Genomic DNA, 18,351 nt, shown 5'->3' on the forward strand with positions numbered 1-18,351 from the left:
ATGAAGAACTACCTGTTTTATGTCTTGTTTTTTATTGTGACTTCTATATGTTCTCAAGAAAACGATAATGTCGCTCTCAAGTTTAAAGAATACTTGGGGTATGTAAAAAAATATCACCCTGTAGCTAAACAAGCACAGCTAAACATAGGGATAGGTCAAGCCAAACTTATGAAGGCCCGCGGAGGTTTTGACCCTAAATTGGAGATAGATTATGATCGTAAAAAATTTAAAGGACTAGAATATTACGATCTGTTAAATGCTACATTTAAAGTGCCTACGTGGTACGGTATAGAATTTAAAGGCGGTTTTGAGCAAAATGATGGAGATTTTTTAAACCCACAGAACTCTGTCCCTCAAGACGGACTGTTTAATGCAGGTATTTCTATTCCTGTTGGACAAGGTTTAGTGATCAACGATAGAATGGCTACACTTCGTAAGGCTAAATTTTTTAGAGAACAAACAAAAGCAGATAGAGATATTTTAATTAATACTATCCTTTACGATGCATCATTGGCCTATTTTGATTGGTTAAAAGCATATAATGAAAAAGAAATATATGATAGTTTTTTAAAAAATGCTAAAATACGTTTTGAAGGTATTAAAAAAAGTGTGCTTTTAGGGGATAAAGCGGCAATTGATACCGTAGAAGCCAAAATTACATTTCAGAATAGAGCGCTTAGTCTTGAACAAGCAAAAGTGAAGCTAACAAAACAATCTTTAATCTTATCAAACTTTTTATGGTTTGATAATAACATTCCGGTAGAGTTACAACCAAATGTCATTCCTGATCCCAACGTAGAAACAGATATTGATGTGACTTTAGAAATAGAAGGAAGTCCGTTAAGTGATTTTACATTAGAAAATCACCCTAAATTGAAATCATTAAATTATAAAATCGAAGGATTAGAAATCGATAGAAAATTAAAAGCCAATAAATTATTGCCTAAAATAGACCTAGAATATAATTTTTTAACCGAGACTCCAGAAGTGTCTAGATCTTTTACTACTGCAGAGTACAAGGGTGGTGTTTCATTTAGGTTTCCTCTTTTTCTACGAAAAGAACGGGGAGATTTAAAATTGGCCAAATACAAAGTGCAAGATGCCGAATTTGAATTAGAGACTACTCAACTACAAATCAAAAATAAAGTAATAGGTATTTATGCAGAGTTAGAGTCTTTTACAACACAAAATCAACTTATAGCAACGATTGTTACAGATTATAATACATTACTTGCTGCAGAAGAACGTAAATTTAGTTTTGGAGAAAGTTCTTTGTTTTTAATCAATTCTCGAGAGCGTAGTCTTATTAATGCTAAATTAAAATCAGTAGAGGTACAAAATAAGTTTTTTAAAGCTAAAGCGAAGTTGTTTAATAGTTTAGCCGTTAATCCGCAAAGTCTATAGCACAACCTATTTAATTTTGAAAACTAATTACGAAAACTTATTGCTTATGTTTTCGATAATTTTTAGGATAGATGTTTTGTTTTTCTTTAGTAAATTCAATTTTTGTCATAACTAAAAAAATGCAAGATGTATTATATAGGATTTGATATAGGTAGTTCTTCTGTAAAGGCAGCTCTAGTAAATGCAACAACAGGAAAATCCATAGCATCCGTAAATGAGCCTGAAGAGGAAATGGAAATTGTCTCGGTTCATGAAGAATGGGCAGAGCAAAATCCAGAGCTTTGGTGGAAACACGTTTGCACCGCTTCAAAACGAATACTTAAAGAATGCAAAGTAAATTCAGAAGAAGTTATTGGCATTGGTATTTCGTATCAGATGCATGGTTTGGTATTAATAGATGATAAAGGTTCCCTGATTAGAGATGCGATCATCTGGTGTGATAGTAGAGCTGTTGCTATTGGTAATAATGCTTTTGAAACGATAGGAGAAGAAAAATGCATGAGTACACTACTTAATTCACCTGCCAATTTTACGGCGTCTAAACTAAAATGGGTTAGAGATAATGAGCCAGAAGAATATAAAAAAATTCATAAATTCTTACTCCCTGGAGATTACATAGCGTATAAGTTTACTGGTATTGCCAATACGACAAAATCCGGTTTGTCTGAAGGTACACTTTGGGATTTTAAAGAAGATAAGCCCGCGCAATGGTTATTAGAACACTATGATATAACTCCAGATCTAATTCCTGAAATAGTATCTACATTTTCAGATCAAGGAAAATTATCTCCAGAAGGAGCAGAGGCTAGTGGTCTTGTAAGTGGCATTCCAGTTTTATATAGAGCAGGTGATCAGCCTAATAATGCATTATCACTTAACGTGTTCAACCAAGGAGAAGTAGCTGCAACAGGAGGAACTTCAGGGGTGCTTTATGCAGTAACAGATACGTTATATGCCAAAGAAGGATTAAAATTAAATAATTTTGCGCATGTAAATCATGATACAGAACAGGTTCGAATAGGAAAACTATTGTGCATTAATGGCGCTGGGATTCAATATAGATGGTTAAAGAAGAATCTTAAATTAGAAACAGATTCTTATCAAATGATGAATAGTTATGCTGCCGAAATTCCTGTTGGATCTGATAATTTACAACTTATTCCTTTTGGTAATGGAGCCGAACGTATGTTTGATAATAAAACTATTGGGACCCATATTAGCAACCTTAATTTAAACATACATACACGATCACATATTTTAAGAGCAGCTCTTGAGGGAATAGCTTTTTCTTTTGTATATGGTATGGAGATTTTAAAAAAGGACGGAACACCAATCAAAATTATACGAGCTGGAAATGACAATTTATTTCGCTCAGATATATTTTCAAATACCGTAGCTACGCTCATAGATCAAGAGATAGAAATTTATAATACTACAGGAGCAATAGGCGCGGCTAGAGCAGCTGGATTGACTAATGGTAGTTTTAAGGATTTTGGAACAATAGTTACGCAAAATGATTATGTCAAGACATATTCACCTCTTAAAAATCAAGAAGAATATAAAGTAGCTTACGAGAATTGGAAAAAAGAATTAAAAAGAATTATAAAAAATGATATAGAGTAGTTACTTTTATCATAGATAAAGACTATATCAAACTAAGTCAAAGAAAGAACGGATATTAAGAAACTTAAATTTGAGGACAAAAAATATAAAGATAAAACAGAAATCATTTGGTTTTCATCAACAAAAAGAAGTTTTTGTTTTATCATTAGAAAATGACCACGGAATGCGCCTTCGCGTAACTAATTTTGGAGCAAGTATTATGAGTTTAGATGTTCCTGATATATCTGGGGGATATACGAATGTTGTTGCTGGGTTTGACTCAATAACAGATTACATACAAAAATCTAAAAATAAAGAGTCAAAATTTCTTGGTGCTTCTATAGGAAGATATGCAGGTAGGATTTCCAACAAAAAAATAGAAATAAATAATATAGATTATCCACTTTATCATGAAGAAGGAGTGCATTTACATGGTGGAGAACATGGTTTTGATGAAAGTGTTTGGGAAATAGCTTATATAGATGACGATCAATCTGCAATAACACTCTCTTACCAAAGTGAAGATATGGAAGAAGGGTACCCTGGTAATCTTAATGTAAAGGTAATTTATCAATTAACAAATGATAATGAATTAAAGATTACCTACCACGCAGTTTCCGATCAGGATACTATAGTAAACTTAACTAACCATGCGTATTACAATCTTAATGGTGAGGATTCGATAAAGGATCATACTCTTCAATTAAATTGTTCGAAGTTTGTAGATGTAGACGAAAAACAATTGCCAACAGGGATTTTAAAACCAGTAGTAGGTACAAAATATGATTTTTTAGTATCAAAAGGACTTCATAAGCTAGAACCTGATAATATTATTGATAATGCTTTTGTTTTTGATCCTGAACAAGAAGCTAAAGCTACTTTAATGTCTGAGAGAACAGGGATTAGAATGGATATTTTAACCAATCAACCAGCTGTAGTTATTTATACGGTAGAAGAATTCCCAGATTGGGATTTTAGAAAAGGAATAGCCTATACAGCGTTTCCTGCTATATGTTTTGAAACGCAAAACTTTCCGGATGCACCAAATTATGATCATTTTCCTTCGGCTTTTTTAAAAGCTGGCGAATTTTACGAAAATAGTAGTACTTTTCGTTTTAGTAAGATGGTTTAGTAGCCTAGAGGTTTAGTAGTTTCTCGTTCTATAAGGTTGGTTTTGATAACTTTGGTAACGTGAGATGTTTGGGTGTTTTCATTTTCCAATTTTTCGATCAACATCTGTGTAGCGGTTTCACCTAAATAAATACCATGTTGGCTAATGGTTGTTATCGCGGGTGTAACATATCTTGGCAAAACACCATTTGTAAAACCGATTAAAGAAATATCCTCAGGTACCTTGTATGCTTTTGAGTGTAACATTCTTAGTGTATTTACAGCAGAATCTTCTTCTAAACACAATATTGCATCAACAACTTTAGAGTCTAGTAGAATTTTTAATAAAGTATCTATATCATTAAATTCATCTACTTTTAAAATCATTGACTCATCTAACGGGATACCAGCTTCACGTAAAGCTTTCTTATATCCTTCTAACCTCAGTTTACCTACACTAAGATTATGAATTGTAGATACAATGGCAATATTTTTGCATCCTGTTTCTATAAAATGATTAGTGGCGTTATATGCGCCCTCTTTATCATTAACAATGACTTTATCACAAGAAATCTCATCAGCTACACGATCAAACATTACAATTGGAATTCCTTCATTAATTGCATTTTGAAAATGACTAAAATTTTGTTTTATCTGTGTTTCTTCGGCAATTGATAGTATGAAACCATCTAGTGCAGAGTTTTTAAGAAGCTCCATTGCATTAACTTCTTTTTCATAAGATTCATTAGATATACAAGTGATAAGGTTATATCCATTGGCAGTAGCGGTTTTTTCTATACCAACAAATACTTTAGTAAAAAAATGATTCAAAATGTTTGGAATGATTACGCCAATTGTTTTAGTTTTTTTTTGATTTAAATTAAGAGCAACACTATTTGATCTGTACTTATGTTCTTTGGCATATTCCTGAATTTTAGTTTTAGTTTTAGTGCTTATTTCATAACTGTCGTTTAAAGCTTTTGAAACAGTCGCAATAGAAACACTAAATTCATTTGCAATATCTTTTAGCGTTATTCTTTTCTTTTTTTTCATGAGATAAATATAGTAACCTTTTGCTTTAGCACCGAATTTAAGGCCTATTCTTCAAAAACGAGTCTAGGTTCTTAAGTTTTTTAATTCGTATAATTTCCCGAAACGAATCGCCATAATTGTTTCTAATCTAAAAATTATAAAACTATATAGGTTTTTAGCATTTTTGGATTTAGAAATTTAATCGTTTCGCTATTGTTAGTAAAGATTTTTTGCTAATCTTAATATTCTCTTTTAGTTAGTGTTTTTGGAAACTACTTTATGATAATTTTAGCAGGGACTATACTCTTTTTTATGAGATATATCAGTTATTGTAACTTTATAAAATCACTATTTTTGAAGAATGAAGGTTTTTGAAAAAAACAATAATATTTTTAGGTTGCTTTCTGAAGCTATTTCAGAAGCTATAGTTGTTGTTAATAACGAACAATTTATTGTTGCTAATAATGGGTCTGCAAATGAGATTTTTGGATATGAAGAGGATGAATTAGTAGGGAAACCATTAAATATTTTAATTCCTAAAGAGTATCATCATAGTCACGATGGGCATTTTGATAGGTTTACAAAACATAAATCTAAAAGGCACATGGGCGCCGGGCAAGATCTTTTTGGAATACGAAAAGATGGTACTATTTTTCCTGTAGAAGCAGGACTTAATCCATTTACAATTTATGGCAGTAATTATGTAATGGCTTTGATTACGGATATTACCATTAGAAAACAACAACAACAACAGATAACAGAATTAAATTCTCAGTTAGAACGTAAAATCGAGTTGCGTACAGAAGAACTTCATAGTACAATAGAAGAATTAAAAGAAGAAGTTAAACTTCGTAAAGAAGCAGAAGCAAAAACTAAAGAGTCCTTAAAAAAAGAACAAGATCTTAATGAGTTAAAAACTAAGTTTTTATCGCTAGTGTCTCATGAATTTAAAACACCATTAAGCGGTATCCTTACCTCTGCCACCTTAATAGGTAAATATACCCAAGAAGACCAACAGTCTAAAAGAGAAAAACATCTGGGTACCATAAAAAACAAAGTAAAATATCTAGATACTATTCTAAATGATTTTTTATCTATCGAACGACTAGAAACAGGAAAAGTATCCTATAAGTTTAGCTCGTTTCCATTAAGTAAAGTGATTAACGAGGTAATTTATAACGCTAATATGCTTCTTAAGGATGGACAACGTATTAATTATCCTCAAGATGTAGATGATTACACTATAGATTTTGATGAAAAAATACTGGAACTAATTTTGTCTAACCTGATTCATAATGCTGTAAAATATTCAGGCGAGCATAGTGTTATTGATTTACAAGTAAAATTAGAAGAAAAAACACTAGTATTTAAAATTATTGATCAAGGAATCGGAATTCCAGAAAAAGAACAACAATTTATTTTTAAACGATACTTTAGAGCAGAAAATGCGTTGTTAGATCAAGGTACAGGAATAGGGTTAAACATTGTAAAAAGTCACATAGAAAATTTAGGAGGTAGTATAACTTTTACTAGCCAAGAAAATAAGGGATCTACTTTCATTTTAAAAATACCAGTTACTAATAATGACCAATCAGTATGAAAACTATATTACTAATAGAAGACGATACAGCATTAAGAGAAAATACCGCAGAACTGTTAGAGTTGTCTAATTATAATGTAATTACCTCTCCAAATGGAAAAACAGGTATTATTAAAGCTAAAGATGAGAAGCCTGATATTATCGTTTGCGATATTATGATGCCAGAGGTCGATGGCTATGGTGTTTTAGAAAGCTTGTCTGGTGATGCTTCGACAAGCCATATTCCGTTCATTTTTTTGTCGGCCAAGACTGAGCACAAAGAAATAAGAAAAGGTATGGATTTAGGAGCAGATGATTATTTAACCAAACCTTTTGACGAAGAAGAATTGCTTAGTGCTATAGAAAGTCGTTTAGCAAAAGCACAGTTGCTTGCTAATGTATTAGAAGAAAATGCAGTGACCGAACAAGGTGTAAAAGAAGATAAAGGTTTAAGAAGTCTGCATGAACTTAAAAATTTTTTTGATGACAACGGCGAAATTTCAGAATTTAAAAAGGGAGAAACAATCTACAAAGAAGGAGAGCACTCAAATAAAATTTATTTGATTTTAAAAGGAGTTATCAAAACTCATAAAATGGATGAAGGAGGCAAAGAACTTATTACCGCTTTGTATAAGGCAGACGATTTTTTAGGATTTACCTCTTTTATGGATACAATACCTTATCAAGAATCTGCAACAGCAGTAGAAGAAGCCGAATTGGCTGGCGTTTCAAAAAATGATTTAAAAGATATACTAGAAAGAAGTAAAAATATCTCTCTAGAGTTAATGGAATTATTAACAGATAATCTTTCAGAAATCAAAGAACAATTATTGCAAATGGCCTATAGCTCTGTGCGTAAAAAAACAGCCCAAACCATTTTGCAATTTGCACAAGTACTTAATAAGAAACCAGAAGACAGTATTAAAATATCAAGAAATGATTTGGCAAGCGTTGCAGGGATTGCTACCGAGAGTTTGATACGGACATTATCGGGTTTTAAAAAAGATAAACTTATTGATATAGAAGGTCGTAATATTAGAATTATTGATCTAAAAGGACTTCAGCTTATTGAATAATTAATACTGTTAATTCAGAGTCGGTATTAAAAAAATTAATATTTTTGTGATAATGAGAAATGTATTTCATAAAATAATGTCGATAAGTATGGCTTTCGTAGTTCTTATAACTACGATGTCATTTACTATAGATATGCATTATTGTGGTAATACATTGGTTGATGTAGCATTGTTTAAAGAAGCCAAGTCTTGTGGCATGGAAATGCAACAATACAATAACCAAAATATAGATTTGTCGTTTACTAAAAAGTCATGTTGTTCAGATAAAAAGATAATTATTGAAGGGCAAGACAACTTAAAAGATACTAGCAAAACCACAAATCTTGAACAAGAGATTTTTATTACATCTTTTATTTATTCTTATATCAATCTTTTTGAGGGGGTTGAAGAAACCAAGATTCCTTTTACAGCGTATTCACCACCCTACATTAAACAAGATGTACAAGTGCTACATCAGGTTTTCCTTATTTGATTTTTAGATTATGTTCCAAGTAAATAGATAGATACATCTATTTAGTTAGGCCTTGAATTGATTTTGTAGTTTGTGAAATAACTTCGAAAACATCTATGTATTAATGTCTAAAAATCACATGTATGCTCAATAAAAGCATAAAATTCTTAATCGAAAATAAACTTGTCGCAGTAGTATTGTTACTCCTATTTGTAGGCTGGGGTATCATTAATACACCTTTTAATTGGGATATAGGTTTCTTACCAAGCCATCCCGTTTCTGTTGATGCAATTCCAGATATTGGAGAAAACCAACAAATTGTATTTACCAAATGGCAAGGTCGTTCTCCTCAGGATATAGAGGATCAAATTACATATCCTTTAACGACAGCATTACTAGGTGTTCCTGGAGTCAAAACTATTCGAAGTTCGTCTATGTTCGGATTTTCGAGTATCTATATCATTTTTGAAGAAGATGTAGAGTTTTATTGGTCTAGAAGTAGAATTCTTGAAAAACTAAATTCTTTGCCAAATGGTTTACTACCGCAAAATGTAAATCCCGTATTGGGACCAGATGCTACTGGTTTAGGGCAAATTTTTTGGTATACTCTAGAAGGTAGAGATAAACAAGGTAAGGTAACAGGAGGTTGGAATTTACATGAACTACGAAGTATACAAGATTATTACATTAAATATGCGCTATCTTCTGTAGGAGGAGTAGCCGAGGTAGCTTCTGTTGGAGGTTATGTTCAGGAGTATCAGGTAGATGTAGATCCTGAAAAAATGCGACAATATAACGTAAAATTAAAACATGTTGTAAAGGCGGTTAAAGAGAGTAATCAAGATATAGGAGCACAAACTCTAGAAATCAATCAAGCTGAATATTTTGTTCGTGGTTTGGGGTATGTAAAATCTATTTCAGATATAGAAAATGCGGTAGTTGCTTCAGAAAATTTTACATCTCTAAAAATTAAAGATATTGCAAATGTTACGTTAGGACCTGCTAGCAGACGAGGTATTTTGGATAAAGAAGGGGCAGAAGTTGTTGGTGGCGTTGTCGTGTCTCGCTACGGTGCAAACCCAATGGAGGTTATCAATAATGTGAAAACAAAAATAGAGGAATTAAAAGAAGGATTACCGTCAAAAGTACTAACAGATGGTCGTGTATCTCAGCTTACGGTAGTTCCTTTTTATGATCGAACAATACTTATAAAAGAGACACTAGATACACTTCATGAGGCATTGATTTTAGAGATTTTGATTACCATTTTGGTGATCGTTGTTATGGTTTTTAACCTAAGAGTTTCTATTTTGATTTCAGGAGTATTACCAGTTGCTGTTTTGATGGTTTTTGTGACTATGAAATTATGTAATGTAGACGCAAATATTGTAGCGCTATCAGGTATAGCAATAGCAATAGGCACAATGGTTGATATTGGCGTCATTCTATCCGAAAATATGATACGACATATGGATGATGATAAGTTGCGCTTTCGAGAAAATGGTATAGCATATACAACTAACGAGATTATGTATAATGCGACGACAGAGGTTTCGGGAGCTATCCTAACAGCAGTGCTTACCACAATAATTAGTTTTGTACCTGTTTTTGCAATGATAGGTGCCGAAGGAAAATTATTTCGTCCGCTTGCTTTTACCAAAACAATGGCCCTTTTGGCTGCGTTGATCATTGCTTTGTTTTTAATACCTCCATTTGCAGCGTATTTATTTAAAAAAAGAAATACCAAATTATCATTAAAATACATAATACATATTTCACTCCTAGTATTAGGAATAGTAGCAATAATTTTGGGGTATTGGTTAGGTGTCATCCTACTTGCATTTGGTATAGCAGGTATTCTAAAAATAAGAGGTACGCTTGATGAGATAAAGGGAAACTTAATTAAAGTAATCATTTCTGTCATTGCTATCATAGGTATTCTTGCCCAATATTGGCGACCCTTAGGTTTTGATAGAAGTATAGTTGTAAACTTAATTTTTGTGGCTATAATTTGTTTTGTGGTTTTGGGAATTTTTATAGTTTTTAAAAGATATTACGAGCAGATTTTGAGATGGGCTTTAGAAAATAAAGTATTGTTTCTTATCATTCCTACAATCGTCTTTATTTCTGGATTGTGGATAATGAATACTACTGGAAAAGAATTTATGCCATCACTAGATGAAGGTTCTTTTTTACTAATGCCTACTTCCTTACCACATGCTGGAGTAGAAGAGAATAAACGTGTGTTACAACAGCTAGATATGGCAGTGGCTACAATCCCCGAAATAAAAACTGTCGTTGGTAAAGCCGGAAGAATAGAGTCGGCGCTGGACCCAGCACCATTATCGATGTATGAAAATATGATTCAGTATAAATCTGAATATATGCGTAATGCCAAATCAAAGAGACAACGTTACAAAGTAAACGAAGATGGGCTTTTTGTATTAAAAGATAATAGCTTTACAATCAATCCCAATGCAGATATAGATCATGAAAAAATCAATCATTACGCTGATAAACTAAGAAATCCATTCACTGTTAAAAGAGAACACTTAGTTAAGGACGAAGATGGTGAGTTTTATCGTAATTGGCGCCCTCAAATTAAGAATCCAGATGATATTTGGAACGAAATAATAAAAGTTACGAGATTACCAGGAATAACTTCTGCTCCCAAATTACAACCTATTGAGACCCGATTGGTAATGCTCCAAACGGGGATGCGAGCGCCTATGGGGATTAAAATAAAAGGTCAGATTTTGACTCAAATAGAGACTTTTGGTATACAATTAGAAACTATGCTAAAACAAGTAAAAGGCGTAAAAGAACAAGCTGTTTTTGCAGATCGTATTGTAGGTAAACCGTATATATTAATTGATATCAAAAGAGAACAGCTAGCAAGGTACGGCATATCAATTACAGATGTACAACAAGTTTTGCAAGTAGCTATAGGAGGGGTGCCACTTACGCAGACTGTCGAAGGCCGTGAACGTTACAGAGTTCGAGTACGTTACCCTAGAGAGTTACGAGGTAATATAGACGATCTTAAAACGATTTATGTTCCTTTAAAAAAGGGTAATCCAATACCTCTTGGCGAATTAGTTGATATTCGTTATGAGCAAGGACCACAAGTAATTAAAAGTGAAGATACATTCCTTGTAGGGTATGTGTTATTTGATAAGCTTGATGGTTTTGCAGAAGTCGATGTAGTAGAAAGTGCACAAGCTTTGTTTAAACAAAAGATAGCTACAGGAGAATTAATTATTCCCAAAGGAGTTAGTTATCAATTTACAGGAACTTATGAAAATCAACTACGAGCGCAAAAAACACTTTCGCTTGTAGTTCCATTAGCACTTATAAGTATCTTTTTGATTTTGTATTTCCAGTTCAAATCAGTGACTACGTCTCTTATGGTATTTACTAGCATTGCTATCGCATTTGCAGGAGGCTTTATTATGATTTGGCTCTATGGTCAGGATTGGTTTTTTAATTTTAACCTGTTTGGGGAGAATATGCGAGAATTGTTTAATATGAAAACTATCAATTTAAGTGTGGCAGTTTGGATAGGGTTCATTGCATTATTTGGAATCGCGACTGATGATGGAGTAGTAATGGCAACGTATCTTACGCAAACTTTTGATCGAGATAAACCAACAAGCAAAAGTAGTATTCGAGATACAGCATTAGAGGCTGCTCAAAAAAGAATCCGCCCTTGTTTAATGACTACCGTAACAACAGTCCTTGCCCTGTTTCCTATATTAACTTCTACAGGCAAAGGAAGTGATATTATGATACCAATGGCTATCCCGATTCTAGGAGGAATGGTGATTGATGTTACATCTTATTTTATTGTACCTGTTTTATACAGCTGGAGAGAAGAATTTAAATTAAAAATAGCGAACAAATGAAAAATATAGAAATTACGATTTGTGTTTTGTTTGTTTTCACTTTTCACTTTATTGAAGCACAACAATTACAATCTTTTATTGAAGATGCAAAACGCAATAATCCAGAGATTCAAGGATACCTTCTTCGACACAATATAGCCGAGGAAAAAATAAATGAAGCCAACTGGATTCCAAATACAGAATTTAGTGCAGGTTACTTTGTAAGTGAACCAGAAACTAGAACAGGAGCACAACGTGCACGATTTTCGGCAAGACAGAAATTACCTTGGTTTGGTGCCATTACCGCTAGAGAAAATTACGCAAGTGCAATGGCAGATGCCGAATATGTAGAAATCGCCATTGCAAAACGAAAATTAACACTTTCTGTTTCTCAGTCATATTATAGGCTTTATACTATAAAAGCAAAACAAAAAGTACTCAATGAAAATATTCGACTCTTAAAAACATATGAAAAACTAGCATTAACATCGGTAGAAGTAGGTAAAGCTTCTGTGGTTGATGTGCTACGCCTACAAATACGACAAAATGAATTACAACAACAAGTAGAAGTATTAGATGAAGCGTATTTAGGAGAACAAATAACCTTTAATAAACTCCTTAACAGAGAAGGAAATGTTGTAGTTAATATCTTAGAAGAATTATCGTTACCAAAAGAAGATGCAGTATATGATAGCAATAGATTGCCATTTAATCCAGAGCTACTTAAATACGATAAATTGTATGAGTCTGTAGTACAATCAGAAGTATTAAATAAATCTGAACATAATCCCATGATAGGTTTTGGATTGGATTATGTACCTGTTTCTGAAAGACCTGATTTGAGTTTTTCTGATAATGGGAAAGATATTCTTATGCCTATGATTTCGGTATCCATTCCTGTTTTTAATAAAAAGTATGATTCAAAAAGTAAACAGAATGAGCTTAAACAGCTAGAAATAACATCTCAAAAGGATAATCGATTAAATGTTTTAGAGTCTGCTTTTGCGAAAGCAGTATCAAGACGAAATCAAGCAAGGATACAATATAATATGCAAGTTAAGAATATAAAGCAAACCAATGATGCCGAAGAAATTCTTATAAAAGGCTATGAAGCCGAAGCTATTAATTTTAATGAGTTATTGGATATACAAGAGCTAGGTTTAAAGTTTAAAATCAATCAAATAAGTGCTATATCGGCATATTATGAGGAAAGTGCGATAGTTAATTATTTAATAGCAGAATAAGACAAAACAATGAAATTTAAAAAATTATTATTGTCCAAATAAACAAAATACAATGAGTAAAAAAATAAAATCAATTTTAACGGCCTTACTAGTAGTTACAACAGTTTTAATAATATCTTGTAAAGGAAGTACTAAAGAAACTAATATCGAAGTGATAGACGAAAGTAAAGGTAAAGAATATACTGCTGCTTACGTTTGTCCTATGCATTGCAAAGGAAGCGGGAGCGATAAAGAAGGTAAATGCCCTGTATGTAGTATGACTTATGTACCTAATAATGATTCTGAACATGTTGATCATCAACATGAATAAAAACAACTAGTAATTCTGTTAGCATATTTAAGAATAGTACAGAGGTATCATTACTAGATTAAAAAATAAAATAAAATGACAGAGATATATACAATTACAGGAATGACTTGTAATGGATGCCGAACAGGTGTCGAAAAAAAACTTAATGGAATACCCGAAGTAAAAATGGCCACAGTAAACCTAGAAAAAGGAGAAGCCATTATCGCGACAGAAAAACCGATTAAGATTCATGATTTAGAATCAGTACTACCAGAAAAATATACGATTACCCCAAAACGAGGGCATCCAGTTATAGAGAATGACTCATCTACGGTAAAAAAAACAGGTAAATCAAAGCTTGAGCAATTAAAACCTTTACTTCTTATTTTGGGCTATATTACAGTAGCGAGTATACTTATTCATCGTAAGGATTGGAATGTAAGCGAAATGATGCTTGACTTTATGGGGTTATTTTATATTGTATTCAGCTTTTTTAAATTATTAGATTTAAAAGGATTTCCTGATAGTTTTGCAATGTACGATCCGTTAGCAAAAAAGATTCCCTTATATGGTCGAATATATCCATTTATAGAAATGGGATTAGGATTACTGTTTTTATTACGATTTGAAATTTTTATAGCTCTCGTTGTTACAATCATCATTTTGGGTATAACTACAATAGGGGTTACCAAAACTTTGTTGGACAAAAAAGCTATTCAATGTGCATGTCTAGGTACAGCTCTTAAGCTACCAATGACTGAAGCTACTTTTATAGAAAATGCGATTATGATAGTAATGGCAGTACTAATGTTAGTGAATTATATAGTATGAATAAAAACATTTTATATCTCGGTATTGCAGTTGGTATAGGAGTACTTACAGGTTATGTATTGTTTGGTAGTCATAATGCTTCTACGGCACAAAAAAAAATGTTAGATGATCATGAACATGTAGCATCTGATAACCAAATTTGGACGTGCTCAATGCATCCACAGATTATGCAATCAGAATCAGGTGATTGTCCCATCTGCGGAATGGATTTAATCCCAAGAACTTCTGGAGAAAGTGGTTTGGAACCGAATGAAATCAAAATGACCGAAAATGCAATGGCATTAGCAAATATTCAAACGAGTATTATAGGTAATGCATCAACAGGTAAAGAAAAGGAAACAATTTCATTATCAGGTAAGATCGTGATTAATGAAGATAAAGTAGCAATTCAACCTGCCCATTTTAACGGTAGAATAGAAAAATTGTATGTTACCTCAATAGGCGAAAGTGTTAAAAAAGGACAAGCTGTCGCTACCATATATTCTCCAGAATTAGTAGCTGCTCAACAAGAATTAATGACAACCTATGCACTAAGAGAATCGCAGCCACAATTATATAAAGCTGTACGCAATAAGTTTAAAAACTGGAAAATTCATGATTCACAACTAGATGAGGTTATAAAAACTGGTAAAACAAAGACAAGTTTTATTATTTATGCTCATGTTTCCGGTGTTGTTAGTGAAATAGATGTTAGTAATGGAGCACATATTATGGATGGAAAACCTATCTTTAAAGTAACAAACTTAAATACGGTATGGGCAGAATTTGATGTTTATGAAAAACAAATTTCTCAATTTAAGAAAGGTCAAAAAATAAAAGTTTCTACAAATGCATATCCAAATAAACAGTTTGATGCTGTTATTTCGTTTATTGATCCTATTCTTAATACAAGTACAAGAACAGTAACGGTACGCACAACATTAGAAAACAAGAAAAGTTTACTCAAACCTGGCATGTTTGTATCAGGAAAAATCCAAAGTTCGATTAATGTTACAGACAAATTAGTAAGTATTCCTGCAAGTGCACTTTTGTGGACAGGAAAACGTTCTTTGGTGTACGTAAAAACAGATCCTAACAGTCCTGTTTTTGAAATGCGAGAAGTAACAATAGGAACTCGTAATACAGATTCATATACTATTGTATCAGGTTTAAAAAATGGAGACGAAATTGTTACCAATGGTACATTTACTGTGGATGCCGCTGCCCAGTTACAAGGTAAAAAGTCAATGATGAACAAACCAAGTGTCAAAACAATATTGAGTAAGGATAAAAATATAAGAACACAAGAAAATAGGGATAGTGATGTAATGATAGAAATGAAATTACCAGAAAGTGTTCAAATAGCTTTTCAATCTGTTCTTGTATCTTATTTACAAATGAAAGATGCTTTTGTAGCCAGTGATGCCAATCAAGCCTCAGTTTTTGCTAAAGCAACATCCGAAAAAATGCAGGCATTAATAAAAAGTGATTTAGGTAAATTAGAAAAGGAATACTTTCTAAATAGTATTGATTTATTAACATCAATATCTTCAAATAAAGATTTAGAAAAGCAACGATCTTTTTATGTAACACTTAATGAAAATTTGATTGCGCTTATTACGAATGTTACATCATTTAAAAACACACTTTACATACAAAAATGCCCTATGGCAAATAGTAACAAAGGGGCCGTATGGCTTAGTACAGAAAAAGAAATACGTAATCCTTACTTTGGTGATGAGATGTTAAAATGCGGAAGCGTTATTGATGTAATACAGAATAAATGAGAAAGGTTTAAACAATAATTCGGTAGAAGAATCTGTAATGCATAGATGAGGTTTTTACAACTTGATTGGATTAATGAGATTTTTGAACTGATCCAAAATGATAGCTATAGTTCAATGAAGCGTAGGTAATTTTAAACGTTGTTCATTAATTACATTCCTGAACTAGTTAAGAGAACTCTTACATGAATAAGTTGAAACCTTGTTTTCCTAGTGATTTAGATTTCAGTTATTATTGGTTTAGAGTCTTACATCAATCTAATATTTATGAAATACCTTCTTTTAATCATTTCATTTTTTTATTCAGTAACACAAATTTATGGACAGTCAGAGACTACCAATCGGTTCCGGTTTATCGAAGTGAAATCTCATTTTGGTGCTTTTCTAAAATCAGATAATGCCTTGGGAAATAGTGGTATTTTAGATAATGGTTATGGCGGAATAACGGTCAAAATTGGTTGGCAGCCTACAAATCCAGAAGGTTGGGCAAGTAGATATGGATATCCATCCTATGGTATTGGAGCATATGCAGGGTTTTTAAGTGATGCTAATGTTTTTGGAAACCCAAATGCTATCTATGGTTTTATGAATTTTCCTATATCAAGATCTGATAAAAGAAATACCTTTAGTATTGAACCTTCTATTGGGATTACGTACAATTTAAATCCTTTTGATGAGGAAACTAATGAGCTGAACACTTCTATAGGAGCAAGAGCGGCCGTTTATTTTAATATTGATTTTGGTTTTACGTATAAATTTACACGAGAATTAGATTTATTGTACGGGTTTGATTTTAGCCATTTTAGCAATGGGTCAACCTTTAAGCCCAATAATGGTCTTAACCTTTATGGTATTAATTTGGGTATGCGCTATCATTATAATGCAGCTCAATTTAAGAAAGATAATAACCCATATACTAATAATGTTTTACCAGCAAGATTTAAACGCCCTTCTCGTTCTGCAAGGGATAAAACCAGCAGAAATTCTATAAGTCTATATGCTGCTGGTGGAGTTGCTCAAAGCGATAGAGAAATAGGTACGAATATAGTATTTGGAACTTTTTCTGGTGTTCTGGATTATGAGCATCAATTCAATGAGATGCATGGTGTTACCGCAGGAGTCGATTTCTTTTATGATAACCGTTTTCGCGAAGTAGAAGCATCAGAAAGAACACTAACAGGGATACATGCAGGATATGATTTTTCATTTTGGAAACTGATTGTTAAATTTCAACTAGGGACTTATTTGTCTGATGATAAAGGAAAAGGAACATTTTTTATGCGACCTGCTTTGCGTTATAATATTTCTAAAACTGTTTTTGCACAAATCGGCCTTAAAACTTTAGATGGTGGCTCGGCAGATTATATAGAGTACGGTATTGGTTTAAGACCATTTAAGTGGTAATTTTCCTGCTGTTCTAATACTTTGTGTTAATTTACTTCAATGTAATTCGCCCTTAAACTATTTTGAATAAAAATTATACAAACCTCTTTACCACCAAAAGTGAAGAGGCTTTTTTGTGTTTATAGCTCATTTATTATAATTTTTATATCCATTACTTCTACTAATCCTTTGTCTAAAAACGCCTCACTATTAAGTTAGGAAGCTTCACTTTCGTTCTTGGTTGTTTCACCCAAAAAGACAATAATTAAGAGCTAACCTCAAAGTACATTTGTGTAAGAAATAAGAATAAAAATTTAATTGAAACAATAAAATGAAAATCATGGAAACAGTAAACTTAAAGGTTATCTATAATCACAAAAATGAGAATGAAACAGATACTGTAACTAAACAAAATATAAGAACTCAGTTTGTTAAAAGGTTAGAGATACAAGTTAGAAATTGGTATCACAAATTAGAACTCTTAGGTAGTGCAGCAGGTACAGCAATTAGAAACTAGATTACAGAAAAATTAGTAACAAACAAAAGCCATAAAAAGATGAAAAGGATAAAAATAATTGTAATAAAAATTTCCGAAAATATCTGGAATAGTATACTACATAAAGAAGGCTATAAAAATAGAGAAGAGTTTTTATTGGAGTACAAGAATAACGATGATAAGTTTCTATTCATCTAAAGAATTTAG

General features: G+C 32.4%; 15 protein-coding genes. 14 read left to right on the forward strand and 1 reads right to left on the reverse strand.

Features of this window, described 5'->3' with window-relative positions:
- From D1816_RS22500 to D1816_RS22510, 3 genes are all read left to right on the forward strand, one after another.
- Window positions 1–1,404 carry a TolC family protein gene (locus tag D1816_RS22500; RefSeq protein ID WP_233565325.1) on the forward strand — a complete coding sequence of 468 codons (1,404 nt, stop codon included), beginning with the start codon at window positions 1–3 and terminating at the stop codon, window positions 1,402–1,404.
- 126 nt (window positions 1,405–1,530) lie between these two features.
- Window positions 1,531–3,027: a xylulokinase gene (locus D1816_RS22505; RefSeq protein WP_118505793.1), complete on the forward strand. Its 1,497-nt coding sequence runs from the start codon at window positions 1,531–1,533 to the stop codon at window positions 3,025–3,027.
- Between the two features lie 70 nt (window positions 3,028–3,097).
- Window positions 3,098–4,138: an aldose epimerase family protein gene (locus D1816_RS22510; RefSeq protein ID WP_118505794.1), complete on the forward strand. Its 1,041-nt coding sequence runs from the start codon at window positions 3,098–3,100 to the stop codon at window positions 4,136–4,138.
- Here D1816_RS22510 and D1816_RS22515 read toward each other — a convergent pair.
- Window positions 4,135–5,169, reverse strand: coding sequence for a LacI family DNA-binding transcriptional regulator (locus D1816_RS22515; protein WP_118505795.1), 1,035 nt, complete (start codon window positions 5,167–5,169; stop codon window positions 4,135–4,137). The genes D1816_RS22510 and D1816_RS22515 overlap by 4 nt on opposite strands.
- A 340-nt stretch (window positions 5,170–5,509) precedes the next feature.
- Here D1816_RS22515 and D1816_RS22520 point away from each other — a divergent pair, with 340 nt between their 5' ends.
- From D1816_RS22520 to D1816_RS25905, 11 genes are all read left to right on the forward strand, one after another.
- Window positions 5,510–6,748, forward strand: coding sequence for a PAS domain-containing sensor histidine kinase (locus D1816_RS22520; RefSeq protein ID WP_118505796.1), 1,239 nt, complete (start codon window positions 5,510–5,512; stop codon window positions 6,746–6,748).
- The gene (locus tag D1816_RS22525; protein WP_118505797.1) at window positions 6,745–7,803 is read left to right on the forward strand and encodes a response regulator; all 1,059 of its coding nucleotides are present in this window, start codon (window positions 6,745–6,747) and stop codon (window positions 7,801–7,803) included. Before D1816_RS22520 ends, D1816_RS22525 begins: the two co-directional genes overlap by 4 nt.
- A 52-nt stretch (window positions 7,804–7,855) precedes the next feature.
- Entirely contained in the window at window positions 7,856–8,275 is a 420-nt protein-coding gene (locus D1816_RS22530) for a hypothetical protein (RefSeq protein ID WP_240338675.1), read from the forward strand.
- 122 nt (window positions 8,276–8,397) lie between these two features.
- Window positions 8,398–12,159 carry an efflux RND transporter permease subunit gene (locus tag D1816_RS22535; RefSeq protein ID WP_118505799.1) on the forward strand — a complete coding sequence of 1,254 codons (3,762 nt, stop codon included), beginning with the start codon at window positions 8,398–8,400 and terminating at the stop codon, window positions 12,157–12,159.
- A complete protein-coding gene (locus tag D1816_RS22540) occupies window positions 12,156–13,382 on the forward strand; it encodes a TolC family protein (RefSeq protein ID WP_118505800.1) in 1,227 nt (408 codons plus the stop codon). Before D1816_RS22535 ends, D1816_RS22540 begins: the two co-directional genes overlap by 4 nt.
- Before the next feature lie 52 nt (window positions 13,383–13,434).
- Window positions 13,435–13,692: a heavy metal-binding domain-containing protein gene (locus tag D1816_RS22545; protein ID WP_118505801.1), complete on the forward strand. Its 258-nt coding sequence runs from the start codon at window positions 13,435–13,437 to the stop codon at window positions 13,690–13,692.
- Window positions 13,693–13,767: 75 nt separating this feature from the next.
- On the forward strand, window positions 13,768–14,502 hold the full coding sequence (locus D1816_RS22550; protein WP_118505802.1) for a heavy-metal-associated domain-containing protein: 735 nt from the start codon (window positions 13,768–13,770) through the stop codon (window positions 14,500–14,502).
- Window positions 14,499–16,268: an efflux RND transporter periplasmic adaptor subunit gene (locus tag D1816_RS22555; protein ID WP_118505803.1), complete on the forward strand. Its 1,770-nt coding sequence runs from the start codon at window positions 14,499–14,501 to the stop codon at window positions 16,266–16,268. The genes D1816_RS22550 and D1816_RS22555 overlap by 4 nt, the downstream gene beginning before the upstream one ends.
- Window positions 16,269–16,532: 264 nt before the next feature.
- The gene (locus D1816_RS22560; RefSeq protein ID WP_118505804.1) at window positions 16,533–17,669 is read left to right on the forward strand and encodes an acyloxyacyl hydrolase; all 1,137 of its coding nucleotides are present in this window, start codon (window positions 16,533–16,535) and stop codon (window positions 17,667–17,669) included.
- Between the two features lie 319 nt (window positions 17,670–17,988).
- Complete coding sequence (locus D1816_RS25900) at window positions 17,989–18,165, forward strand: hypothetical protein (protein ID WP_157766097.1); 177 nt, start codon at window positions 17,989–17,991, stop codon at window positions 18,163–18,165.
- Between the two features lie 39 nt (window positions 18,166–18,204).
- Entirely contained in the window at window positions 18,205–18,342 is a 138-nt protein-coding gene (locus D1816_RS25905; protein ID WP_157766096.1) for a hypothetical protein, read from the forward strand.
- The last annotated feature ends 9 nt before the right edge of the window (window positions 18,343–18,351 follow it).

Origin of the sequence: Aquimarina sp. AD10, assembly GCF_003443715.1 — a bacterium.
Taxonomy (GTDB): domain Bacteria; phylum Bacteroidota; class Bacteroidia; order Flavobacteriales; family Flavobacteriaceae; genus Aquimarina; species Aquimarina aggregata.